We start from the raw sequence: 23,799 nt of genomic DNA, 5'->3' as shown, positions 1-23,799 counted from the left end.
TCGGTAATTGACTTAACACGGACTCAATGAGTGGTGTAAACGTCACCACCTAGCGTTTTGATAACGAAACCAAATAAAAGGGGTTCGCTCTTTTTGCCGGGCATGCCCGGCGAGCCGCTCGGCATGCCGGGTAGAGCGATACCTCGGATATCGGGTTCCTCGCGCAGCAGCTTGGCAACGACCGGCTCAGGTACATGCCCGACGACGACGTAGTCGCCGATGAGAGTGGTGTGACAAGACGACAACGCCGGTTCGACGCCGTGCTTTTCGTTGAGAGCCGCCATATCGTCCGTGTCGAGCACGTCCACCTCATACCCCTTGGCGTTGAGGTAGTCGGCGTACTGCTCACAGCACATGCAGCCCGGGTTGTGGTAAAGGCGAGCCTGTACCGGTGCCGCGATGGCCGCGCCGGTCGAGATAAACAGAACGAGCATGAGCGTTAGGCGCGCCACGGTCGCATTACGTAGTTGGGTCATCGGAAGAACTCCACGTGATCTAGGGAGTTCCGGAAAGCCGTTAGGCGTGCACATGCGACGTAATGGTTGATGTCGCATGACAGACCAGCACTGACCGCAGAGGCGCGGTCTGTGTAAGCTCAGCCGGAGTTTGTGACGCGCTCAGGCGTCAGTCAGATCAAGCGTGGATAGCTCGCGGGGGAAAAGGGTCGGGCCCTTCGAGTTGGCGGCCCAAATGCGTTTCGATATGAAACGTGGGCACCGCAGGTGGCAGGGGCGTAACCCCGGCAGTGTTATGCGCAACATCAGCCATCATGCCGCAGATGGCCACTGCGCAAGTCGAAGTCGCCGCGGTTGAGTGCTGCGGCTTCGTGGTGTCGGCCTGACATAACGAGCAATCGCTTGACGCGTTCTCGGCCGGCATGGTCCACGCCATGACCGCTGGACTGGCCAGCACGCTGGTGAATACCAGCATCAAGATCAGCGCGTGGAGCACGGTAGACTTCATGCTTTCAATATATGCCACGAATATGCTGTAAACAATACCCGGAGTGTGGTACGGGGTCGGTATTTTTTCGGGCAGCCGGGTGGATAATGCAGCGTTTGTTTCCGGACGGCCCGGCCTTCGCACATATAAGCCACGAGGCGTTTTATGTAGCCGGTTTCGATGTGTATTCAGTCAATGCGACCTTTTGCGACCAATTCCTTCCAAGTTGGAACCACTGCACACCTTCGGCGAGAAAGGCGTTAGGCCGTGGGCCATCCGGCGCCGGCCATGTTTGGCGAATAACAATTGGCCGCTGGCATTAATCCCGCCGCGCATTCTGCGAGCACCCGGCTTGTATGAAGGGTGCTGCACAGAGCCCGAGTCGTCGCGATCGGATCGATGCCTTTGTCATCAACCGGGCTGGCTTTCGCTGAACCCTCGATCAGCGCAATCAAACGGGCGGAGCGGTCTGGCGCACGCCGCGTGATGCGAACCAGTTGTGGAGACGGGCCCAAGTCGTGGAGGCCCCGGACATTCGGGTCCATAAAATGGCAGTTTGAAGCCGGAACCGATGCCGATCTCCAGTATGTCGCCTGCGCGCAAGACACGCCGGTGATAGGGCGCCAAGTGCCGGTTAAGTATGGCCATGTAACGAAGCCTTGGTAGAGCGCTATGTCGTGATATAAGCCCATTATTAAGCGCGCTTTTTGCTACTCGCCAACGCATCGAAGAACATCCTTGGCCGCTGCCAGAGTGAGTTGACGAAGATCGCGGTCGCGCTGGCGGCCATGGCCACCAGCGTCCAAACGGGGGTAGATCAGACCGGGAACGGCCGGAGAGATGCCGATGCCGTTAAACAAAAGGCCAAGCCTAGGTTCTGCGACATCTTGCGATACCCCAGCGGCTGACCTCCCAAGCGGTGATCACCGCGCCGAGTTGGCCATTGAGGATGATGATATCGGCTGCGTCGATGGCGATGTTGGTACCCGGCCCCATGGCGATGCGGATATCGGCCGGCATCAGCGCCGGCGCGTCGTTGATGCCGTCACCGACCGCGCAACGCGCGGCGACAGCCCAATTTTCTCGTAACCGCGCAGCGTATCGACAGCCATTCCAACTTGCCGCGAAGTTTCACCGACGCCAGAGATAGGAGTCACTTCTTAGGGCTCATGTGTAAGTGGGTGAATAGATCCTTATATACATTACGAAGGCCATAGACAGCCTTAACCACTCAAGAGTGCGTTCGCTATCGCGATGTTAATTTGAATTCCGGGCCGTATTCTTAATCTGTTCGAATTCACTGGGCCATCAATAGCGGCAAAACTGCGAGGCAGGGGAAGGGGACAGCTAACCGCTGTCCCCTTTGTTAAGCGACGTTACGCTGCTCTCTTCGAGCGAAATTTAGTCGCTATTGTGAGAGCCAGCGTGAATATGCGACTGCGGATCAGTATGGTCTTGGCCTTCCTGATTCTCCTTTTTCGCACCACGTGTGGGTGTGCTTTCGGAGGGTCGCCCAGGCTCGCCTGAGTGGTCAATTACGTCGTAATCGTCGGCGCCTCTCGAACCGCTGTCGCCACGACTAGGGGTAACCGTCTTGGAACTGGCTTCGACATTTACCACCGCCTGAGGATCTCTTGATGCCGTATTGTCGGCTGATTCGGCTCCATGTCCTACCCCAGCGCTGGCGGTCATGAATATAACGCTACTGAGAAATAGAGAAGTCGCGATAAACCAATGTGATGCGGACGGATTAACATTTGAGATGTGCATGAGTTCACTCCCGTAATTCATATCAATGATGAAGCTGCAAAGCGCGATCTGCGTTTGCTAGCTCGTGTTGGCTCAGGCTGACAATTCGCATTTATAGCTCAGAGCACGGCTCAGGCCAGCGGACAAAAGCAAATTTGATTAGCGTTTGCTTATTCCAGGCGCGTTTAAGCCGGTGTCAATGCGAAAAGGCTACGATCCTGTGGCGGGAGGACGGTATGGTGGGGACGTAAAGCCGCTGCCAACTTGCGCCTGTGTAAACGCAGCAGGCTTTAGCGCAGAATTATAGTCTGATATGAATACAGTACTACTAGCGCCTAGAGCACTCGATGCGCAATGGCCGACAGATGCGCATTCTTGGTGCGTCTGATCCTCTGAGCCATCGCGATGTCCATCGTCGATGGTATATGCGGCTTTTGTCGGTTCGCTGCCGATTGTGGATTGCGCGTGGGCCCCGGCGAACTGGGTCGAAATGCTCGGCGCCGTTTGTTCGCTGGCCTGCGTGGCGAACGTAGTCAATAAAAGTGTTAGTGCCAACAGAAGACGCATGTGATCGAAGGTAGTTGCGGTTAGGTAAAATTCAAGAGCGTGATGTGCTGAGTAACGACGTGAGTTGCGGGCGTCGGAAGTAGATTGAATCGCGACTTGACTCAGGGGGCGGTCGATACTCTATTCAAACCATGACCGCCGTAAGATCGCCAGCAGCAAAGCGCCAATATAGCCGCCGTGGATTGATCCTGAGCGAATCTGTGATCGTGTTTCCAGTTGCTGATGCTTTCGGTGTGCATGGAGCACTCCTCATCTCGGCTGAATGCCGGCCGGTGTGTTGCGGGATTCGGTCGTTGCTTAGTTGGGCCGATTCTTGAGAGTTTACCGTTGGCGCCGGCTGGCAGCATCGGCGCGAGCGAAACGGGTGGTGCTCGTGGGCGCTAGGCGATCTGGTCTGCCTTGCATCGGGTCGAGCGCATCGCTTGGCGCAGGCTTTTATTGTCAGCGGTACTGTCCACCGGTACAAAAGGCCGGCCCACGCGCTTTGGCGCTTGCCAATTACCTAGGTCCTTAATGATATGCGCCGGGTGTTTCGGCTAGTCAAGCCGCGTCGTTTGTAGACGGCGGTCGGATGCGGATGTGCGCCGACTGTAGCGCGGGCAGATGACTCACCAGTTCATTTTCCACATCACTCGCCACAGTATTTGCTTGATCTATCGTGGCATTGCCTACCAATGTTATATCGAGTTCAGCAACCAACTGGTGCCCTAGCCACCGCGCCCGAACGTTAGACACATCACGGATGTTATCGACGTGCGCAGCGGCATGTCGGATATCGTCGATTACCTGCGGATCTACGCCATCGAGCAAGCGACTAAAAATGGCTTTTCCAGATTGCCAGACAATAGCGAAAATCGCGGCTGTAATCAGCAGGCCGACGATTGGATCAGCAAGCGGAAATCCCAGCCAAACCCCCGCCGCGCCACCGACTACTGCAAGGCTGGTCAGACCATCGGTACGGGCGTGGTAGCCATCGGCGACCAGGGCGGCGCTATTCATCTGGCGGCCGACTCGGATCCGAAAAACGGCCACCAATTCGTTACCGATAAAACCAATCACTCCAGCGACAGCCACCCAGAGCAGATGCCGGATGGGTTGTGGATCCAGCAATCGGTCGATCGCCTGATAGCCCGCCACCAGCGCGCTGAAGAGAATAATCAATACGATCAGTACACCGGCCAGATCTTCGACACGTCCATAACCGTAGGTGAACCGCTTACTGGTGCCGCGTTGAATGAGACGAAACGCGACCCAGAGTGGAATTGCCGTGGCGGCATCACCCAGATTGTGGATTGTATCGGCAAGTAGCGCCACGCTGCCGGAGATCAACACGATCCCGAGCTGACCTAAGAAAGTGATCGCGAGGATTACGAACGACCATTTGATCGCCCAGATGCCGCGCTCTGTAGTGGCGATGCTCGGGTCGACCACGCCGTGCGTGTGGCCATGCTCGCTATCGTGATTGTGATGATGGGCACGATGCTTATGCGCATGATCCTCCGGACCGCCGAAACCCAGCCAGCTCAGAGTCGCTTTGATAATCGACGCTGGTTTTTTCATAGGTACTTGGTAATCGCTTTGAACTCTTCCATCAAAACGCGTGCCTCTACAGCGCCTTTTTCGAAAAAGCGTTCATCAAAGCAGTGATCGATATGGTCATGAACCAAAGTGTTTTTCGCATTCGTGATGGCCCGTTCGACGGCGTGAAGTTGCTGGGTCGTTTCAAGACAGCCGCGGCCGTCTTCCAGCATCTTGATGACGCTTTGCAGGTGACCGTGAGCGCGTTTGAGCCGCCGGATGATCTCGGGGTGTGTGGTATGAGTACTCATGGCCTTGATCCTATCCCCCTGGATAGGATACAGTCAATATGTGCCACCCTACTGATAGGGTTCGGTTTGCAAAAACCGTGTGACACCTTAGCCGCCGCAACGAGGATGTTCCGCTAAGAATTAACGCTATGACCGGGGTTTGATCTAGGCTTTCCATGCAGCTCAAAAAGACATACTGGTTGCAACTGGCCGCGGTCATGATGCTCATGATGCAGGCAGCAGGTCTGCATGCCCATATCAGCATCGACGCGAGTGAGGCCTCGATCCAGAGCCATTTGCAGGCGGCCGAGTCGCACGCAGACAGCCATGCGTCAGACAGCGAGTTGTCTGACGACGCATCCAATCATCTGACCCAAGCGACCTCGGCCAAGTATCAGAGCAGCATGGGCTGGATTCTTCCGGTCTTTCTGGCCTGCGTGCTGCTGGATGGCCCCGCCTCCTCGGTTAAGCCCGATTTCCCAGACGGGCAGGAAACGCCTCACCCTGCCGCTTACTACCAGCGGCCGCCTACCCGTGGCCCGCCTGCTATTGCCTGATCAAAGGGCCTGATCGAAGGCAATCGTTGCCGCTTTCTATCAGCGGCACATCGGCGCGTATGCGCCGTTAGCAGGAGTTTTCAAATGAATATTGGTATTCGACGCATCACTTGCGTGATGGGTCTCATGCTTTGGTGCGTGTCGGCTTCAGCCGCGCCGGACGTCAACCCGTCGCCAGCACCGCTTACTTTTTCCGATGCAATCTCACGGGCCCTGGAACGCAATCCGAGCCTGAGCGTTTTCGCATACAGGCAGCGCGCGCTCGGTGGTCGCCGCGATACGGCCGCGCTAAGGCCCGCGCCCGAGTTGCAGTTCGAGCTACAGGACTTCGGCGGCACAGGCAGTGCGAGAGGCTTTGATCGCGCGGAAGCGACCTTGGCGCTTTCGCAGGTAATCGAACTTGGCGGTAAACGCGATGCCCGAGTCGGCGTTGTGGATGCGCGCCAGCGAGCGGTTGCGATTCAAGAGAAAGCGCAGGAGCTCGACGTTTTGGCCTCGGTCGCGCGTCGCTTCTACGCGGTCGCGGCAGCGGATGAACGCCTAGCGGTCGCCAAGCGTGCGTCCGAGCTTGCTCGCGACGCTCTGAGGGGCGTGAATCGACGTGTCAATGCGGCGCGCGCGCCGCGTGCTGAAGCCGCGCGCGCCAAAGCGGCACTGGCACGTGCGCAGCTGAATCGGGCCGACGCCGAGCGTGAGTTAGAAACCGCCCTGTTACGACTCGCTGCGCTCTGGAACATGCCGAAGCCGGACTTCGAGACCATTCGTTCCGATCTCTACGCGGTAGGCGCACCCGGCGAGTTCGATGTATTGGCAGAGCGTATCGAGGCCAATCCGGACTTCCTACAGTTCACGGCGGAAAGTCGCATACGCCAGGCCGAGTTGCGTCTTGCTCAGTCGCAAACCCACAGCAACATCAGTCTGCGCGCTGGTGTAAAGCGCTTGGAGGATACCAGCGATACCGCGTTGGTCTTCGGCGCAAGTGTGCCGCTGTTTTCGCCCAGTCGTGCCGAGGGTGCCATCGCTGAAGCTGAAGCTCGTGGCGAAGCCGTGGGCGCGGAGCGACGCGCCATGCTGTTGGATACGCGGGCGCGACTGTTCTCGCTTTATCAGGCCCGGGCGCAAGCCATAGAAACAGTCCGCACCCTGCAAGACCAGATTATTCCGCAGCAGGAACAGGCACTGAGCGAAATTCGGCGAGGGTACGACCGCGGACGCTACAGCTACCTCGAGCGCGTGACCGCCCGTCGTGAGCTCATCGATGCCGAACGCGCATTGATCGGTGCCGCCGAGCGCGCGCATCGCCTGCGTGCCGATATCGAAAGCCTGACCGCCGAGCCGCTGCCCGGCGGTGACGGTCGTATCGAATTCAATAGCAATATCCAATATCCGGAGTCGCCATGAACATCCGTTTTCCAGCGGTCCTGGTGGCCGCTCTGATTTTGAGCGCGTGTGACGCCACCCAATTCGGCACAGCCAAAGCCGCGTCAGAGGCCGAGGCGGAGTCTGATGCCACAGCGCCGGCCGAAGGGCCGCACGGGGGGCGTCTTCTCGAAGACGGCAACTTCGCGTTGGAGGTCACGATCTTCGAGGATAACGTGCCCCCCGAATTTCGAATCTATGCGTATCAGGGGGGCGAGCCGGTCGATCTAAAGCAAGTCGAGCTGGAAGTCGAGTTGGAACGCCTCGGTGGACGCGTAGACCGCTTCGACTTCAAACCGAAAAACGACTATCTGCTGGGTGACGGCGTCGTGACCGAACCCCACTCGTTTGAAGTCATGGTCGCGGCCGAATACGAAGGCAATACCTCCCGCTGGGAGTACAGCTCCTATGAAGGGCGGGTCAGCATCGGCGCTGAGGCCGCCAAACGAGCGGGGATCACCACAACCCTGGCCGGGCCTGGGACGATTCGAGAGACAGTGAAGCTGTACGGCAATATCGTGCCCGATCCGAGCCGCGTGCGGCGTGTCGCGGCCCGTTTTCCGGGCGTTGTTGTGGCCGTCGACAAGGCCGTGGGCGATACCGTCGCCAAAGGGGAGCGGCTGGCTTCAGTGGAGGCCAACGACAGCCTGCGGCGCTACGCGGTGACTTCGCCCATCGCCGGCGTCGTGACCGAGCGTCGTGTCGAACCCGGTGAAATGGCCGGCACCGAGCCCTTGCTTACGGTGGCCGACTACGACGAGGTCTGGGCCGAACTTCAGGTCTTTCCGGGGCACGCCCGAAGCGTACAGGTCGGCCAGGCAGCTGCGGTAAGCACAAACGGCGATTCACAGGCGAAAACCACGATAAGTTACCGCGCCCCACGAGCTTCGGGAGTAGGCCAGAGCACCGTCGCCCGCGCTGTGCTTGCCAATCGGCAAGGGCACTGGACCCCTGGACATTTTGTCCAAGCCACGGTCGAGATCACGGAACGCGAAGTGCCGATCGCGATCGAGCGTCGCGCGCTGCAAACCTTTCGTGACTGGGACGTGGTGTTCATCAAAGTGGGCGAGGCCTATCAGGTTCGGCCACTGGAACTCGGCGCCGGTGACGGCGAGTATGTCGAGGTCATCTCGGGGCTCAAGCCCGACGAGCGCTATGTGGTCGACAACAGCTATTTGATCAAGGCGGACATCGAGAAGTCCGGCGCGGTCCACGGCCATTAACCGGAGCCTCCGATGATTGATGCGATTCTCAAATTCGCGGTGGAACGCCGCTGGTTGGTGCTGTTTTTGGTACTGGCCGTGGCCGCCCTCGGCGTATGGAATTATCAGCGCCTGCCGATCGATGCGGTACCGGATATCACCAACGTACAGGTACAGGTAAATACCGAAGCGCCGGGCTATTCGCCGCTGGAGGCGGAACAGCGCATAACGTTTGTAGTGGAAACCGCGCTGGCCGGACTGCCCAATCTGGCCTATACCCGCTCGATTACGCGGTATGGCTTGTCGCAGGTTACGGCGATTTTCGAAGATGGCGCAGATCTCTATGCCGCCCGCAACCGGATCAATGAGAAGCTCGCCCAGATCAAGAGCCAGCTACCGCCCGAGCTGGAGCCCGAGATGGGGCCGATCGCGACCGGTCTAGGCGAAATCTTCATGTATACGGTGACTGCCGAACCAGGTGCGACGCAGCCCGACGGTAGTCCTTATGATGCGATGGCATTGCGTACGGTGCAGGACTGGATCATCCGTCCGCAGCTTGTCCAGGTCCCAGGTATTACCGAAGTCAACACGATCGGTGGCTATGAAAAACAGTTTCATGTCACCCCGGATCCGGCGAAGCTGCTGGCTTACAACCTGACATTCGACGACGTCGCCGAGGCCCTGCGACGCAACAACAGCAATCTTGGCGCCGGGTATATCGAAGAAAACGGTCGCCGGCTTCTGGTGCGCTCACCCGGGCAGGTCAAGGCGATCAGCGGGCTGGAAAAGATCGTGCTGGCTCAGCGCAATGCCGCTCCGGTGCACGTTACCGACGTCGCCGACGTCGCGATTGGCAAGCAGTTGCGCACTGGCGCGGCCACGCGTGACGGACGCGAAACGGTGCTCGGCACCGCGTTCATGCTCGTGGGCGAGAATTCACGGGAAGTCGCAGCGGCCACCGCCGACAGACTGCAGGACATTCAGGCGTCGCTGCCCGAAGGCGTCACGGCCGAAGCGGTCTACAACCGCACCACGCTGGTCGACAAGGCGGTGGTGACGGTACAAAAGAACCTGCTCGAAGGCGCACTGCTGGTGATCGCAATCCTGTTTTTGTTGCTGGGAAATGTCCGTGCAGCCTTGATCACGGCAGCGGTAATTCCGTTGGCGATGCTCGCAACGATAACCGGTATGGTCCGTACCGGCGTGTCTGCCAATCTGATGAGTCTGGGCGCGCTTGATTTCGGCCTGATCGTGGACGGTGCCGTCATCGTGGTGGAGAACGCGGTCCGGCGCCTGGCCGAGGCACAGCGCGCGCACGGCCGTGTCCTGCCAAGAGACAAACGACTGGCCGTGACCTACAGTGCGGCCAAGGAGGTCATCGGGCCCAGCCTGTTCGGCGTGGGGATCATCACCGCCGTCTATATCCCGATTTTCACCTTGACCGGGGTCGAGGGCAAGATGTTTCACCCGATGGCAGCCACCGTGGTCATGGCGTTGATCGCGGCCATGGTGCTGTCGTTGACTTTCGTTCCGGCCGCCATCGCGCTGACCATGAACGGCCGCGTGTCGGAGCATGAAAACTGGCTCATGCGGGCGGCCAAAGCTGGCTATGCGCCGCTGCTGCGCGGCGCCATGCTGCTGCGCTGGCCATTGATGGCGGTGGCGGTCGTGCTCGTGGCGGGCTCGGCCTGGCTCGCTACGAGCATGGGCAGTGAATTCGTGCCCCAGCTCGACGAGGGTGATATCGCCTTGCATGCGCTGCGTATCCCGGGGACCGGCCTCGAGCAGGCACTGACCATGCAGGAAGAACTCGAGGATCGGCTGCGCGAATTTCCGGAAGTCAAACTGGTCTTCGCCAAGGTCGGTACACCCGAGATCGCGACCGATGCCGTGGCGCCCGCCGTGGCCGACAACTTCGTGATCATGAAGCCCCGTGAAGAATGGCCGAACCCGGATAAACCCAAGGCGGAACTGGTGGACGAAATCGTTGCTGCGGTATCTGAACTGCCCGGCAACAAATACGAGTTCACCCAGCCGATCGAGATGCGCTTCAACGAGCTGCTGTCCGGCGTACGCGCGGACTTGGCGGTGAAGGTATTTGGAGACGATCTCGATATCTTGCTGCAAAGCGCGAACGAGGTTCGTGGCGTGTTAAGCGATATTGAAGGTGCACAAGATATCGCTGTCGAACAGATTACCGGCCTGCCGGTGTTATCGGTCGAGCCGGATCGAACCGCACTGGCCCGCTACGGCCTCAACGTGTCTGATATTCAGGAATTGGTTGCGGCCGGCGTTGGTGGGCAGCAGGCGGGCCTGATTTACGATGGCGATCGGCGCTTCGCCGTCATGGTTCGCCTGCCGGAATCTTTACGTCAACGCCCGGATGAATGGCAGACGCTGCCGGTGCCGCTACCCGATGGCGGCTATGTCCCTCTGGCGGAAGTGGCCGATATCGAACGCGCGCCCCAGCCCAATCAGATTAGCCGCGAAAACGGTAAACGCCGGGTTGTGGTGACTGCCAATATGCGCGGCCGTGACCTAGGCTCGTTTGTAGCAGAGGCTCGTCGTAAAGTGGCGCAAGAAGTCGATCTGCCGACCGGCTACTGGGTGGAGTATGGGGGCACCTTCGAGCAGCTTGAATCCGCGAGCCAGCGGCTGACCATTGTCGTACCCGTCACTCTCGTATTGATCCTCGCATTACTGCTAATGGCCTTCGGGTCACTCAAGGACGCCTTGGTCATCTTCAGCGGCGTACCGTTAGCGTTGACCGGCGGGATCCTGCTGTTGTGGCTGCGTGGCATGCCGTTGTCGATCTCGGCTGGCGTGGGCTTTATTGCCTTGTCCGGCATTGCTGTGCTAAATGGCCTCGTCATGGTGTCGTTCATCCGCAGCCTCCGTCATGACGGCCACACACTAGACAACGCGATCACCGAGGGCGCACTCACGCGCCTGCGACCAGTGCTTATGACCGCATTGGTGGCCAGCGTAGGATTCGTGCCGATGGCTCTGAACGTCGGTACAGGCGCTGAAGTCCAGCGGCCGCTGGCTACCGTGGTCATTGGCGGAATTGTGTCGTCGACGCTACTGACATTGCTGGTCCTGCCGGCCTTGTATCGGCTGGTGCACGGCCGAGAGGCCGCAGCTGCATCTCAAACGTGAATAGACGGTAAGAGGAACCTATCGGTGACAATCTCGATGAGTGAAATTTTGTCTACTTTTTAGGTTCGTCAATTGGAAAATGGTTAGGAAAGCGCCCGAGCGAAAGGCGCAGCGCAGTGCGGCGGTGGCATAGCCTGCCGTCGCCGCACTCAGCGTATAAGCATCCATAGACGCCCGTCCCGTACGCGCTAGACGTTTGTTCATGTGCCTGCTTTCGATTCAAGCAAGCCGGATCATCGGGTATGTACTCATGTCTCTTTGCGCCATTCCGAACACAGCGCGAGTCCAGGCAAGAACTCGACGGAACGCTGTTGTCGTACCTGTTCCGGCTTGGCTGGGAGCACATCAATCTCACCGGAAATTATGTCCGGCAGCAGGATGAGTGAGTGAGCGCGGCCGTTTCCGGCAGCGACGCACTCCGCGGGGCCTTAGCCCACGATTTTTTCCCTTTCGTGACTTGGCTCCGACGAGAAGGGGAAGCGGGAGCAGAGCTACGCGAAAGCAGTTGCGTGGTACGAGAAGGCAGCGAACTGCAGCAATGGATCGCCGGCTGCGATGTTCAATTTCGGCACGTTTTACGCCCGCGGTGCAGGGGGAGCGGGGAGAACAGCCCGGAAAATCGACCCTATTGTATTTATTGGAGTACTCGAGGGGCTACGAATATGCCGTGCAGGGGCCCGGCCGAGAACGTTTGCCAGATGGCTTCCGTCAGAGTGACGGCAGCGGTCGTGAGCATGCGCAGCGGGCCAGGCACGGGCCGAGAGGTCGTCGCGGGCTGGCGTTGATAACAGTGTGGCGCAAGCTCGGCGATGTTTGGGCGCGCAGCACGCCAGACCTCCGCCGTCGCACACTGTAACCCTCGTAAGCTGCACTCGCGCGTTCAGAGCGATGAACCCATAGTCGTTGGAGCGTACGGGATAGAACCCGCCTAATTTGGCGATTCCTTAGTTTTCCCAGATAACCTTGGGTCACGTAAGACAGTTCTATTCACGTTAGCTCGAATTGAAGCGGTCGCTCGCCTTGGCAAATCCGATACGAAACACCGCATAGCTCACGAACCAGCACAGGCCCGCGCTGACCATGTCGTGTGACAGGAAATGCGCGCCGCGCAGCTCCTGTGCGAGACCGTAGGTGATGCCAACCACGATACCGGGTGCCAGCCACCAGATCGCCCGGCCCAGCGGGTATTGGCGGGCAAAGAAGAACAGTGCGAACAGACAATAGCCGCCGGCGGCATGGCCGGCCGGAAAGCAGCCGCCGACTTCGCCGGGATGCAGGGCATAGACCGCCGCGCCGGCCACATCGCCGCCATAGCGCGACAGATCCCAGGGGCAGGGCAGCGCAAGTATGTGCTTGCCGAGCGACACCAGCAGCAGGCTCGTGATCACGGCGATGCACAGACAGACGAGCCCGCGCCGATAGGGAAGCAGCCGCTGACTCCAACTGCTCACTGCGGTCAGCGCGAGCAGGCCCACGCCCCAGGCAATAGAGAACCGCTGGCCGTACTCGTGCAGCACCCGCGACGTCAGCCAGGCATAGCGCAGCTCCCAGTCACCGCCTTCCAGTCGGAACAGCAGGTCGGCCCAGTAGCGATCGAGATCGAGCCCCTGGGTGACCAACAAGCCAAGCACCAGCGCCAGCAACGGGCATACGAACAACGGGTCGTCCTGCCAGGGGCGCGGCGTCCAGGCGGGCTGACCGATGGCCGTTCGACGATCGGCGTGGGCGGGTTTGGACATGACGACGGATCCTTGAAGCGACTGACCCGCGAGAGCTTGGCCCGCCCAGTGTGCGGAAAACGTGGGTATCCCGTCACCACATCGTCGGAATGCACCTAAGTGATCCACATGACTGCAGAATTCACGAGGCAACGAAAAACAAACGCAATGCCAACGGCCACGCAACCTGCGCTGTCGATAATTCGGTACAACGTAAATACTAAAGCGTGCCGCTCCTTGTGGGGCGGCACGCACGAGGATCGAAGCGTTTGCTTAATCGCGACAGCCGTACGCCGCCGTCCCTGGCCGTGATCATCCCCTTCTACAACGAGCAGGACAGCGTTGCCGTGCTGCTTGCGGAGATTGATCGTGCGCTCGCCGGCCAGATCGACTACGAGCTGATCGCCGTGGACGACGGTTCGACCGACGATACGGCGTCCGTGCTGTCGCTCGCCGCCGGGCGTGTCGCCACGCTGCGGGTCGTGCGCTTGCCGCAAAACTGTGGTCAGAGCGCGGCGCTTGCCAACGGCATCCATGCCGCACGGGCGCCGCTGATCGCGACCCTCGACGGCGATGGCCAGAACCCGCCGGCTGATATCGCCCGACTGGTCGACGCCTATCGCGAGCAGGCACAGACAGGCCGCTGTCTCGTGGTCGGCTGGCGCCGGACGCGCATCGACAGCGCGCTGCGGCGGCTGTCGTCACGCGTGGCCAACAGTCTACGCGGCGCGTTGCTGGGCGACGGCTGTCCGGATACGGGCTGTGGTCTCAAGGTCTTCGCCCGCGATGATTTTCTTGCGCTGCCGCGCTTTCGGCATATGCATCGGTTCCTGCCCGCGTTGTTTGTGCGCGCCGGTGCGCAGGTGATCAGCGTGCCGGTGGCGCATCGGCCGCGGCGCGCGGGACGGTCGAAGTACGGCGTGGGCAATCGGCTCTGGGCCGGTTTACTGGATATGGCCGGCGTGTACTGGTTACAGCGGCGTGCCTGCCGTATCGATTACGAGGTGGATGATGTTTGACGCGCTACAGACCCAGGACATCGTGTGGATCGGGCTGGGGCTCGTCGGCCAGGCCCTGTTTTCGGCCCGGTTTCTGGTGCAGTGGATTGCCAGCGAACGCCGCCGCCAGAGCCATATTCCGGTCGCGTTCTGGTATCTGAGCATCGCCGGCGGGATCACCCTGCTCACCTACGCGATCTATCGCGCCGACCCGGTGTTCATTCTCGGGCAGAGCACGGGCGTGTTCATCTATGCGCGTAATCTCTATCTGATTCGCGCGGGGCGGGCCGAATCGTCGCCGGCCGGGACATGAGCGTGGGGATGCGATTGCCGGCTGGAGCGCCGTCGGCATGGATGGCAGTGGCCGTCATCGCGCTGCTCGCCCTGGCCGTGGCGGGCCGGGGCATGAGCGATATCCCGCTGGAAAGCCACGAGATCTATGTCGCCCAGACCGCCGAAAACATGCTCGAAAGTGGCGATTGGCTGGTGCCGCGCCTGAACGGCGAGTACCGGCTGACCAAGCCGCCGCTGAGCTACTGGCTGGTGGCCGGTGCGGCAACGCTTGCCGGTCAGGACCATGTCGGCGCCGGTATTGCACGTGCGCCGTCGGTATTCGCTGTGATCGGCGTGGCGTTGCTGGCGCTCTGGATCGGCACGCGCCTTTTCGATCCTCGAATCGGCCTGCTGGCCGGGCTGCTGTGCGTGGCCTCATTGGCGGCCTTCAAGTACGGCCACAACGCGCGGCCCGACATGCTCTATGCGTTCTGGACCACGGCCGTGCTCGCGGCCTGGGTCGGTACCCGCCAGGCCGGCGCGGCCCTGCAGGCACGATGGGCCTGGGCGCTCTGGCTGCTGGTTGGTCTCGCGACCCTGACCAAGGGGCCGCAGGCGCCGCTCATTCTGCTGCTCGGCCTGGGATTGCACGCGGTTCTGAGCGGTGAGCGCGCGGTCGATCTCTGGCGGCGACTGCGCCCCGTGCGCGGTCTGTTGATCGTGCTTGCACTGGTTGTGCCCTGGTATCTGCTGCTGCGCCAGGCGATCGGCGGCCAGACGCTGGGCGACTCGCAGCTTTCCGGCGCGTTGCTCACCATCGATCCGTTGCGGCTATTCACGCCGTTCTATTTACTGCGCGCACCGATGCTCTGGCTCCCTTGGGCGCTGCTGTTGCCGGCTGCGGCATTGATTGCCTGGCGCGATCGGCGCGGCGCGGCCGGGCTGCTCGCGTTCACGATCGTGTTCGCGATGCTGGCGTTTGCGCTCGGCCCGCAGTATCGCGAGATCTACATGCTGCCCTGGTTGGCGCCTGCGATGCTGTTGTTGGCGGCGGCGATCACGCGGGTCGCCTGGGCGCGGGTCTGTGTCGGGCTCGTGATCGCAGTGGTTGGCGTGGCGCTCGTCTGGCTGGTCTATGAAGCCGGGCTGTCTGCGCTGCTGGTGGCTGCAGCCGGGTTGTTGCTTGTCGGGGGTGCCGGATGGGCGCTGCGTCGACGCCGGACACCGGCTGCTGCAGCGCTGGTGGCGGGGGCCTTCGCCGTGGGGCTTTTCCAAGGTGGGGCGATGCCCACGCTTTGGAGCAGCGCGCGCTACGACGAGCTTATCTTCGTGAAAGTGTTATCGCGGCACGTCGAGCCGGAGATGCCGATCGTGGTCTGGGATATCGATGCGGCCCATTATTCTTATTACCTCGACCGCCCGGTGAAAGGTGCCGAGGCGCTCGATGCCGTCTGCGACTGGATTAGTCGACAAAACGCGGCGGTCCTGCTGATCTATCCACGGGAGCGACGGCGCGAACTGGCCGGGTGGCTGGCGTTCGAGCCGCTGCTGGCCGATAACAATTCCGAATTCTCAGCGACCCGTCTGCCGCCCGGCACGGCTTGCCGTGCTCCCCAGAACGCTGGAGCCTGACGTCATGTATATCCTGATTGTTGAAGACAACGACGATCTGGCAGCCAATATCGGCGAATACTGTGAAGAGCAGGGTGATATCGTCGACTATGCCGGCGATGGCCTGACCGGCCTGCATCTTGCGGTAGTCAATAACTACGATGTGCTGGTTCTGGATCTGAGCCTGCCCGGCCTCGACGGGCTATCGCTGTGCGAGCGGCTGCGCCTGGATGCCGGTAACAACGTGCCGATTCTGATGCTCACCGCCCGCGATACCCTGCGCGATCGCCTGACCGGCTTCGAAACCGGGGCCGACGACTATCTGACCAAGCCGTTCTCGTTGCAGGAGCTGCATATGCGGCTTACGGCGGTAGTGCGACGCGCGGCCGGGGCGACCGATCATCTGGTGGTTTCGGATCTGATCTTCGACCTGCGTACCCTGATCGTACGCCGCAGCGGGCGGCGGCTGACGCTGACCCCAACTGGGATGCGCATGCTGGAACTGCTCATGCGCGCATCGCCTGCCGTGGTCCGGACCACCACCGTAGAGCGCGCCATCTGGGGCGACGACCCGCCCGACAGCGAGGCCGCGCTGCGGGGCCATATCCACCAGCTGCGGGGCATCATCGACAAGCCGTTTCCGACCAAGCTACTCAAGACCGTGCACGGGATCGGCTACCGGCTGGCGGACGATGAGTCGCTCTAGGCTGCTGCCACGGCTGGGCCTGCGGCCGCGTTTTCTGCTGGCGATGCTGGCGCTGGTGTTCGTGCTGCTCGGCGGTTTTGTCTATGCGGTATCCGAATTCCTCGACGTGCTCGAGGACGACATGATCCACGGTGAGCTGTCGCGCGATATGGACCGGATAGCGGCCCTGTACGAGCGCGACCCGGCGCTGCTACAGATCACCGAGCCCGGGCTGCAGGTCTTTGTCGTGCCGCGCGGCGACACAGCGAGCCTGCCCCCATCGCTGGCGCATCTGCCGGACGGGCGCTCGCGCGAGATTGAGGTGCCGGACGCCGAGTACGAATATGGCGCCGCGCGGCTCGATATCGGCGACAAGAGCCTGTATGTCCTGCTCGATCTCACCCCGGTCGAGCGCCTGGAAAAAGAGCTAATCGGCGTGGCCTGGGTCGTCGGCCTCGGGGCGCTCTTTCTGGCCGTGACGCTGGCGCTGTGGCTGTCGCAGCTGGTGATGCGGCCGGTACGCGGGCTCGCAGAGCGTGTCTCTCAGGTGGTGCCGGGCAAGCAACGTCCGCAGCTGCATGTCGCCACCGGTGATCGCCAACTGGACGTGATTGTCGAGGCGTTCGACAGCGTGCTGGATCGCTTCGACGCGTTCGTCGCCCGCGAGCAGGCGTTTACCGAGGACGCCAGCCACGAACTGCGTACGCCGCTGGCCACTGCGATCAGTTCCATCGATCTGATGGCCGCCGACGACAGCCTCTCGACCAGGTCGCGCACCCGCCTGATGCGGGCGCGCTCGGCCACCGCGCGCATGCACGAGCTGATCGAGTCGCTGCTGCTGTTTGCCCGCGAAGAGTCCGACGAGCGTTGTTTTACGCCCGTCAGTCCGGTGGTGCGCGAAGCGGTTGCCATGCAGCAGGAGATGTTTGCCGGCGCCGCTCAGCCGTGTCCCGAGATCGTGTTCGACGCGCGCGGCGAAGCCGAGGTGTCGGCGCCGGCGAGCATGTTGTTGTCGGTGGTCAACAACCTGCTGCGCAACGCCATCGAGCATGGCGGCACGGCACGGATCGATATCGTGCTGGCTCGCGGCTGCCTGACGATTCGCGATCACGGTAAAGGCATCGCGCCGGCGGCCTTGTCGCGGCTGTTCGATCGACGTTTCCGCGGTGCTCACAGCCGGGGCCAGGGACTGGGTCTGTATCTGGTCAAGCGCATCAGTGAGCGCTTTGGCTGGACGGTCGATGTCAGCAGCACGCTCGGTACCGGCACCCGTTTCGATCTGCGTTTCCACTAGTCGGGCGTTTCAGGCACCGACCCGCCCAATCTAACGCAATACCCACGACAGCAGGACGGGCGGCACACGGCGCGCGCGCAAGGATTGGACTTCAAAGTCAATCAGCTCGCGAGCACGCTGCCCATGTCGTCGACCACGCCAGAATCCTCTTCACGCCTGCGTCGTTGTCTGCATGCGTTGCCGCGCCCGGAAAGCGGCACGGTCGGGCTGACGCTCACGGTGGCGGCGTTTCTGGCGATCTTTCTGAATACGGCGTTCTGGAAAGCGGTGATCGCGGCAGCCGATATCGGCATGGCACGCAACCTGGGTTTCGGTCTGGCCCTAGCGTCGGCGCTACTCGCCTTCTTCGTGCTGCTGGTATCGCTGTTCGCCCTGCGTTATCTGTTCAAGCCGGCGATTGTCGTGTTGTTGTTCATCGCCTCGCTCGCCAGTTATTTCATGAACGTCTACGGCGTGGTCATCGACGACACGATGATCCACAACGTGCTCGAAACAGACAGCCGTGAAGCGTCGGGTCTGCTCAGCGCACGGCTGATCGGCCATCTGTTGCTGACCGCATTCCTGCCGTCGCTTGTGGTCTTGGCATGGCGCATCCGCTATCGGCCATTCTGGCGCGAGCTGGGCATTCGCGCGCTCACCGTGACGCTCGCGGTCGGAGTGCTGGGCGTCAGCGCCTATGCGCACTACAAGGATTTTTCGCTGGTCCTGCGTCAGCACCGCGAACTGCGCTACCTGATCAATCCGACCTATCCGCTCTATGCCGCTATCGACACGGCGATGCAGACAGCCAAAGCGGCCAACACGCCGGTGGCGCCGCTCGGCCGTGATGCCCATCAGCAACGCCCGGTTGGAACGTCGCGCCGTGTCGTCGTGCTGGTGGTCGGCGAAACGGCGCGTGCCGCCAACTTCTCGCTCAACGGCTACGCGAGGGACACGAATCCACGGCTCGCGAAGCGCGATCTGATCAACTTCCCGGAATTCTCCTCCTGCGGCACGTCGACGTCGGTATCGGTGCCCTGCATGTTCTCGCGGCTCGATCGAGGCGATTACGACGAGTACGAGGCGCGCCATACCGAAGGCCTGCTCGATGTCCTCGCCCATGCCGGCGTGGAGGTGCTCTGGCGTGACAACAACTCCGGCTGCAAGGGCGTCTGTGCCCGTGTGCCCAGCGAGGATTTGTCCAACGCGGACGACCCCGCGTTGTGCGGCGACGGTGAATGCCACGACGAGATCCTGCTGCAGGGATTGCAGGACCGGATCGACGGCGCCAAGGGCGATCTGCTTGTGGTGCTGCACCAGCAGGGCAGTCATGGCCCGGAATACTACAAGCGCTATCCCGACCGCTTCGAGCGCTTCACGCCCGTGTGTTCAAGCAACCTGCCGCAGGACTGCGATCGGCAGGCGATCATCAACGCCTACGACAACACGATTGTCTATACCGACCACGTGCTCGACCAGATCATCGGCCTGCTGGAACAGGATGCGCGGCAGAACCAGGACGCCACCGCGTTGCTGTATCTCTCCGATCACGGCGAGTCGCTGGGCGAAAACGGGCTCTACCTGCACGGCTTTCCCTACGCGCTTGCACCGGCGGTACAGACCCACGTACCTGCATTGGCTTGGTTCTCGTCCGAGTTCGGCCTTGATCGCGGCTGCCTCACCCGGATTGCCGGCAATCCCTACTCACAAGACAATCTGTTTGATTCGGTCCTTGGATTGTTCCGTATTCAGACGCCGGTTTACGCGAGCGCCGGCGATATATTTAGTCAGTGCCGCGCCGCGAGCCCAGGGAATGGTCATGGGGTCCTAAAACAGTAGTGCCATTCAGCTATTTATAGTCCGTGCGCCGGCTCACCGCCATGACCTGTTTCACATCGATGGGCCGTAGGCGGTGATCGTCGATCACGCAACGCACCCGCACTTACAGGCTGGGCACGGTGAGTCGCGCGTTTTATATGTGGCTATTTCGGTAGCTTCGTACGTCTGAGGGATTTGAACACCCATCAGCGTCACCGAATGCTGGGAGGCTCGCCGCTGCAGAGTCCATGGGAAAGAACAGCAGCGCTAAGAGGGCGGAGGAGGAGGCGAGTCCCAGCACGGCGACCGCCGGCAGCGCTTAACCGAATTGTGAGACCCAGGACCAGCCGAGCATGCGTCAGACGTCGGTCTGAACAGGCGCGCCCAAGGTGCCAATGGTCATATTCGTGACCGCAATCGTGGTAACCGCGGCGCGCCCATGGCGACGTCGGACATCCGGGGATAGGCCCGCACGACCGCGAGCTTGAACCTGACGCCCACAGCGACGGGACCGAAGGCGAGGAGCGTCATCCATTGCCGGTTGTCGGTCGGGCGTGCGTCCAACCCACCGGTCGCTACCTGACCTTGGCGAAAATCAAGGTCGCCATGAAACTTGAATCCAATTCGGCGCGGCCGACAGCCATGTTCACGACTGCCTGGGTACCGCCGGCGGCGACAACATAGACGTCACGCCGCGAGTGTGGTGTTAGGGCCAAAGAATTCGTAGTGCAGATGATCCTCGGGCACATTGCGACGACGCAGCAGCGCGTGGATATGCGTGAGCATCGGGGTGGGGCCGCAGAAATAATAGTCGGCGTCAGGGCTCGTGACCATCTCGTCGAGCAGGTCGTCGTCGACAAAGCCAATACTGTCGTGCTGGTTCGCCATCCGGTCGGCGTCACCGGGCGCGCTGAAGCGCACATGGACGCGCAGGTTCGAATAGGCTTTCCGCAACGCGTCGAGTTCGTCCGCAAAGGCTTGAACAGCACTGTTGAGCGCCGCTTGGATAAAAACAATCGGGCGGCTGCCGTCTGATTGGTCCAGTGCTTCATGTAGCATCGAGATCAAGGGCGTGATGCCGACGCCGCCGGCTATGAACACCAACGGATTGACGGGATCGTCCGGCCTGTCGAGCGTAAATTCGCCGCAAGGCGGACTCAGCTCGACGCGATCGCCGACTCTGAGGTGGTCGTGCAGATAGTTTGAAAACACACCGTCGGGGGCATTTCCCTCAGCGTCCGATTCACGTTTGACACTGATTCGGTAATAGTTGCTGCCCGGCGGGTTAGACAAGCTGTAGTTCCGCATGACGGTCTCGCCGCCCTTGAGCGCCACACGGATGCTGATGTATTGCCCAGGCTTATGCGCCGCAAGTGGCTTGCCGTCGGTCGGCTTGAGATAAAGCGACGTGATGTTGTCGCTGCTTTGTTCTCGCCGGTCGACGAGAAACGGTTTGAATCCCTGCCAGCCATATTGCGTTTGCTGATCGCGATAAATCTGTGCCTCACGCGTGATGAAGATATCAGCCAGCACTCTATAGGCGGCTGCCCAAGCGTTGATGACCTCATCGGTCGCGGCCTCGCCCAGAACCTCGCGAATCGAGGCGAGGAGATTGTCGCCCACGATCGGATAGTGCTCCGGTTTGATACTCAGGGACGCGTGCTTCTGCGCGATCAACTCGACCGCATCAGAGAGCACCGCGGGATCGTCGATATGCTGCGCGTAGGCAAGTATTGCCCCGGCCAGAGCGCGCTGCTGGCCGCCCGAGCGCTGGTGTGCTGGATTGAAGTACGCCTGCACCTCGGGATTGACCCGAAACATCCGAGCGTAGAAGTGACGTGTCAGCGTCTCACCGTGCGCCTGCAATATAGGCACCGTCTGCTTGACGATCATTTTCTGGGAGTCTGTCAGCACGGCTTTCTCCAAACAAGTAAGTGACATACCGAATTATAATTGGTATGTTAATTACCTAATTAAATATGTCAAGCACACATGCAACTGACCACCCACACTGATTACTCGCTTCGATTGCTCATCTATCTGGCGGTCCGAGACGAGGATATGCCGGCCACTGTTCAGGCAGCCGCCGATCGCTATGGGATTTCGGCGAACCATATGGCGAAAGTGGCGCAAACGCTGGTCCAGTACGGCTATATCCACAGCCAGCGCGGTCGAGGTGGCGGTCTACGGCTCGCCACACCGGCGAGTCAGATCAATATCGGGGCCGTGGTTCGTCGCACCGAAAACCTCAGGCTGCTCGAGTGCTTTGGCCCGAACTCAACCTGTCCAATCGATCCTGCCTGCAGCCTGAAAAAGATATTGGGGCGTGCGCAGGCCGCGTTTCTCGAGGAGCTGGATGGTTATTCGCTCGAGGCGTTGGTGACTAACGACGACGAATTGCGTGGGCTGCTCGCTCGCGCTTCGTGAGTGGGTAACCACCTGATCGCATATACACAAGGAGAAAGCGACATGACACAAACAGCCGGCCAAAAACGTAAGGCGCTGACCCCTGATGCGGAGCAGGCATGGCGTGCTTTTAGCAAGACGGTATTCACTGCCGGTGAACTGGACGTCAAAACCAAGCAATTGATCGCGGTGGCTGTGGCGCATGTCACTCAGTGTCCACATTGTATCGACGGGCACGTGCCGGCCGCTAAGCGTGCCGGCGCGACGCCTGGTCAGGTGATGGAGGCGATCTGGGTCGCTGCGGAGATGCGTGCCGGCGGCGCCGTCGCGCATTCGCAACGTGCGCTTGAGATTTATGCCGATACGTCAGGCGGTGAATAGATGCGTGGCGTTTTGACTGATCTGTTGGGGATTGAATACCCGATCCTGCTGGCACCCATGGGCAATGTCTCAGGTGGTGCACTGGCTGCTGCGGTGAGCAACGCCGGTGGTCTCGGCTTGATTGGCGCGGGCTACGGCGATGCGGACTGGTTGGACCGTGAATTTCAGAACGCGGGCGAGGCGCGGATCGGGGTCGGCTTCATCACCTGGGCTCTAGAGCGCAATCCCACGCTGCTCGACCAAGCTCTCGAATACGAGCCTGAGGCCGTCATGTTTTCCTTCGGCGATTACCTGCCGTTTCTGGCCAAGGTGCGGGATGCGGGTGCCAAGGTGATCTGTCAGGTGCAGACACGCCTGCAAGCGAGAGAGGCCGCGGCCGCGGGTGTGGATCTAATTGTGGCTCAGGGCACGGAGGGTGGCGGTCATGGTGGCACGCGTGCCACGTTGAGCCTCGTGCCCGCGGTGGTGGATGCCGTTGCCCCGACGCCGGTGATAGCAGCAGGTGGGATCGCCGATGGTCGAGGCCTCGCTGCGGTTCACATGCTGGGGGCGGCGGGCGCCCTGATCGGGACGCGATTTTTCGCCAGCGAGGGAGCGCTGGGATCTGCCAACGCAAAGCGCTTCATTCTGGAGAGTCGTGGCGACAGCACCTTGCGCACGCGCGTATTTGATATCGTGCGGGATTATCCTTGGCCGACGCACATTACCGGCCGAGTGCCCATGAATCGATTTTGCGCCCAGTGGCACGGACATGAGGAAGGTCTTTCCGCTGACCTGGCGCGACAGCAGGTTATTTATCGTCGGGCTGAACAGGCGGCCGATACGGATACGGCTGTCGTTTTCGCGGGTGAGGCGGTCGATCTAATCGATACGGTCGAGCCGGCCGCGCACATTGTCACGCGGGTTGCGCGCGAGGCCGACGCGTTGATGGGTGCTTGATCATTATTCAAACAGTCAGTTAAGGACATTGCCATGAGTGAGCGACTCAAGGTCGGTGATCACGTGCGTTGGAACTCCGAGGCTGGCTACGTCAGCGGTCGCATCACCAAGGTTCATACGCAGGATTTCGATTACAAGGGCCATAAGCGGCGCGCGTCACCTACAGCGCCCCAATACGAAATCGAAAGTGACAAGACAGACCATATTGCGGCGCATAAGGAATCTGCGTTGACGTTGATTGAGTGAGGGAGTGTCGAGCGCTATCTTTTATACGGTCGGACACTCCACGCGTTC

18 protein-coding genes and 2 pseudogenes are annotated in these 23,799 nt (G+C 60.8%); 14 read left to right on the top strand and 6 right to left on the bottom strand.

All coding sequences use genetic code 11. From position 1 onward, the window contains the following. Positions 1 to 23: 23 nt before the first annotated feature. The 4 genes and pseudogenes from SADO_RS14470 to SADO_RS14455 all read right to left on the bottom strand — a co-directional run bounded on the left by SADO_RS14470 (position 24) and on the right by SADO_RS14455 (position 5,087). The gene (locus tag SADO_RS14470; RefSeq protein WP_353112612.1) at positions 24 to 476 is read right to left on the bottom strand and encodes a DUF411 domain-containing protein; all 453 of its coding nucleotides are present in this window, start codon (positions 474 to 476) and stop codon (positions 24 to 26) included. A gap of 1,160 nt (positions 477 to 1,636) precedes the next feature. Further along, positions 1,637 to 2,034: pseudogene (locus tag SADO_RS14465) on the bottom strand (heavy metal translocating P-type ATPase); the annotation flags it as partial. A 1,767-nt stretch (positions 2,035 to 3,801) separates the two neighbouring features. Beyond that, positions 3,802 to 4,800 (bottom strand): annotated as a pseudogene (locus SADO_RS14460) (cation diffusion facilitator family transporter); the annotation flags it as partial. 14 nt (positions 4,801 to 4,814) lie between these two features. After that, the gene (locus tag SADO_RS14455) at positions 4,815 to 5,087 is read right to left on the bottom strand and encodes a metal-sensing transcriptional repressor (RefSeq protein WP_353112610.1); all 273 of its coding nucleotides are present in this window, start codon (positions 5,085 to 5,087) and stop codon (positions 4,815 to 4,817) included. A 155-nt stretch (positions 5,088 to 5,242) separates the two neighbouring features. On the opposite strand from SADO_RS14455, the gene SADO_RS14450 reads away from it, so the two are divergent. From SADO_RS14450 to SADO_RS14435, 4 genes are all read left to right on the top strand, one after another. Further along, on the top strand, positions 5,243 to 5,623 hold the full coding sequence (locus SADO_RS14450; RefSeq protein ID WP_353112608.1) for a hypothetical protein: 381 nt from the start codon (positions 5,243 to 5,245) through the stop codon (positions 5,621 to 5,623). 84 nt (positions 5,624 to 5,707) lie between these two features. After that, positions 5,708 to 7,024, top strand: a complete 1,317-nt coding sequence (locus SADO_RS14445; protein WP_353112606.1) for a TolC family protein — start codon at positions 5,708 to 5,710, stop codon at positions 7,022 to 7,024. Further along, positions 7,021 to 8,265 (top strand): efflux RND transporter periplasmic adaptor subunit, encoded by a 1,245-nt coding sequence (locus SADO_RS14440; protein WP_353112604.1) that lies wholly within the window; start codon positions 7,021 to 7,023, stop codon positions 8,263 to 8,265. The genes SADO_RS14445 and SADO_RS14440 overlap by 4 nt, the downstream gene beginning before the upstream one ends. Positions 8,266 to 8,277: 12 nt before the next feature. Further along, positions 8,278 to 11,403 carry an efflux RND transporter permease subunit gene (locus SADO_RS14435; protein WP_353112602.1) on the top strand — a complete coding sequence of 1,042 codons (3,126 nt, stop codon included), beginning with the start codon at positions 8,278 to 8,280 and terminating at the stop codon, positions 11,401 to 11,403. A 992-nt stretch (positions 11,404 to 12,395) separates the two neighbouring features. Here the strand turns inward: SADO_RS14435 and SADO_RS14430 are convergent. Further along, positions 12,396 to 13,142, bottom strand: a complete 747-nt coding sequence (locus SADO_RS14430; RefSeq protein WP_353112600.1) for a phosphatase PAP2 family protein — start codon at positions 13,140 to 13,142, stop codon at positions 12,396 to 12,398. Positions 13,143 to 13,390: 248 nt separating this feature from the next. On the opposite strand from SADO_RS14430, the gene SADO_RS14425 reads away from it, so the two are divergent. The 6 genes from SADO_RS14425 to SADO_RS14400 all read left to right on the top strand — a co-directional run bounded on the left by SADO_RS14425 (position 13,391) and on the right by SADO_RS14400 (position 19,800). After that, a complete protein-coding gene (locus tag SADO_RS14425; RefSeq protein ID WP_353112598.1) occupies positions 13,391 to 14,140 on the top strand; it encodes a glycosyltransferase family 2 protein in 750 nt (249 codons plus the stop codon). Further along, positions 14,130 to 14,432, top strand: coding sequence for a lipid-A-disaccharide synthase N-terminal domain-containing protein (locus SADO_RS14420; RefSeq protein ID WP_353112596.1), 303 nt, complete (start codon positions 14,130 to 14,132; stop codon positions 14,430 to 14,432). The genes SADO_RS14425 and SADO_RS14420 overlap by 11 nt, the downstream gene beginning before the upstream one ends. 41 nt (positions 14,433 to 14,473) lie before the next feature. Next, entirely contained in the window at positions 14,474 to 16,024 is a 1,551-nt protein-coding gene (locus SADO_RS14415; protein ID WP_353112594.1) for an ArnT family glycosyltransferase, read from the top strand. Positions 16,025 to 16,028: 4 nt separating this feature from the next. Further along, positions 16,029 to 16,709, top strand: coding sequence for a response regulator transcription factor (locus SADO_RS14410; protein WP_353112592.1), 681 nt, complete (start codon positions 16,029 to 16,031; stop codon positions 16,707 to 16,709). Next, the gene (locus SADO_RS14405) at positions 16,696 to 17,982 is read left to right on the top strand and encodes a sensor histidine kinase (RefSeq protein ID WP_353112591.1); all 1,287 of its coding nucleotides are present in this window, start codon (positions 16,696 to 16,698) and stop codon (positions 17,980 to 17,982) included. Before SADO_RS14410 ends, SADO_RS14405 begins: the two co-directional genes overlap by 14 nt. Positions 17,983 to 18,066: 84 nt before the next feature. Continuing rightward, a complete protein-coding gene (locus SADO_RS14400) occupies positions 18,067 to 19,800 on the top strand; it encodes a phosphoethanolamine transferase (protein ID WP_353112589.1) in 1,734 nt (577 codons plus the stop codon). Between the two features lie 666 nt (positions 19,801 to 20,466). Here the strand turns inward: SADO_RS14400 and hmpA are convergent. Further along, complete coding sequence (gene hmpA, locus SADO_RS14395) at positions 20,467 to 21,693, bottom strand: NO-inducible flavohemoprotein (RefSeq protein ID WP_353112587.1); 1,227 nt, start codon at positions 21,691 to 21,693, stop codon at positions 20,467 to 20,469. A 78-nt stretch (positions 21,694 to 21,771) separates the two neighbouring features. Here hmpA and SADO_RS14390 point away from each other — a divergent pair, with 78 nt between their 5' ends. Genes SADO_RS14390 through SADO_RS14375 form a run of 4 tightly spaced genes read left to right on the top strand, consistent with a single transcriptional unit; the run spans position 21,772 to position 23,751 of the window. Continuing rightward, on the top strand, positions 21,772 to 22,206 hold the full coding sequence (locus SADO_RS14390; RefSeq protein WP_353112585.1) for an Rrf2 family transcriptional regulator: 435 nt from the start codon (positions 21,772 to 21,774) through the stop codon (positions 22,204 to 22,206). 42 nt (positions 22,207 to 22,248) lie between these two features. Beyond that, positions 22,249 to 22,566, top strand: a complete 318-nt coding sequence (locus tag SADO_RS14385) for a carboxymuconolactone decarboxylase family protein (protein ID WP_353112583.1) — start codon at positions 22,249 to 22,251, stop codon at positions 22,564 to 22,566. Further along, positions 22,567 to 23,505 (top strand): NAD(P)H-dependent flavin oxidoreductase, encoded by a 939-nt coding sequence (locus SADO_RS14380; protein ID WP_353112581.1) that lies wholly within the window; start codon positions 22,567 to 22,569, stop codon positions 23,503 to 23,505. A gap of 33 nt (positions 23,506 to 23,538) precedes the next feature. Continuing rightward, positions 23,539 to 23,751: a hypervirulence associated TUDOR domain-containing protein gene (locus SADO_RS14375; protein WP_353112579.1), complete on the top strand. Its 213-nt coding sequence runs from the start codon at positions 23,539 to 23,541 to the stop codon at positions 23,749 to 23,751. Positions 23,752 to 23,799: the final 48 nt, after the last annotated feature.

This window comes from Salinisphaera dokdonensis CL-ES53 (genome assembly GCF_040361215.1).
GTDB lineage: Bacteria > Pseudomonadota > Gammaproteobacteria > Nevskiales > Salinisphaeraceae > Salinisphaera > Salinisphaera dokdonensis.
Note: the sequence above shows the minus strand (reverse complement) of the source record. Positions and strands in the feature narration are given on the sequence as shown.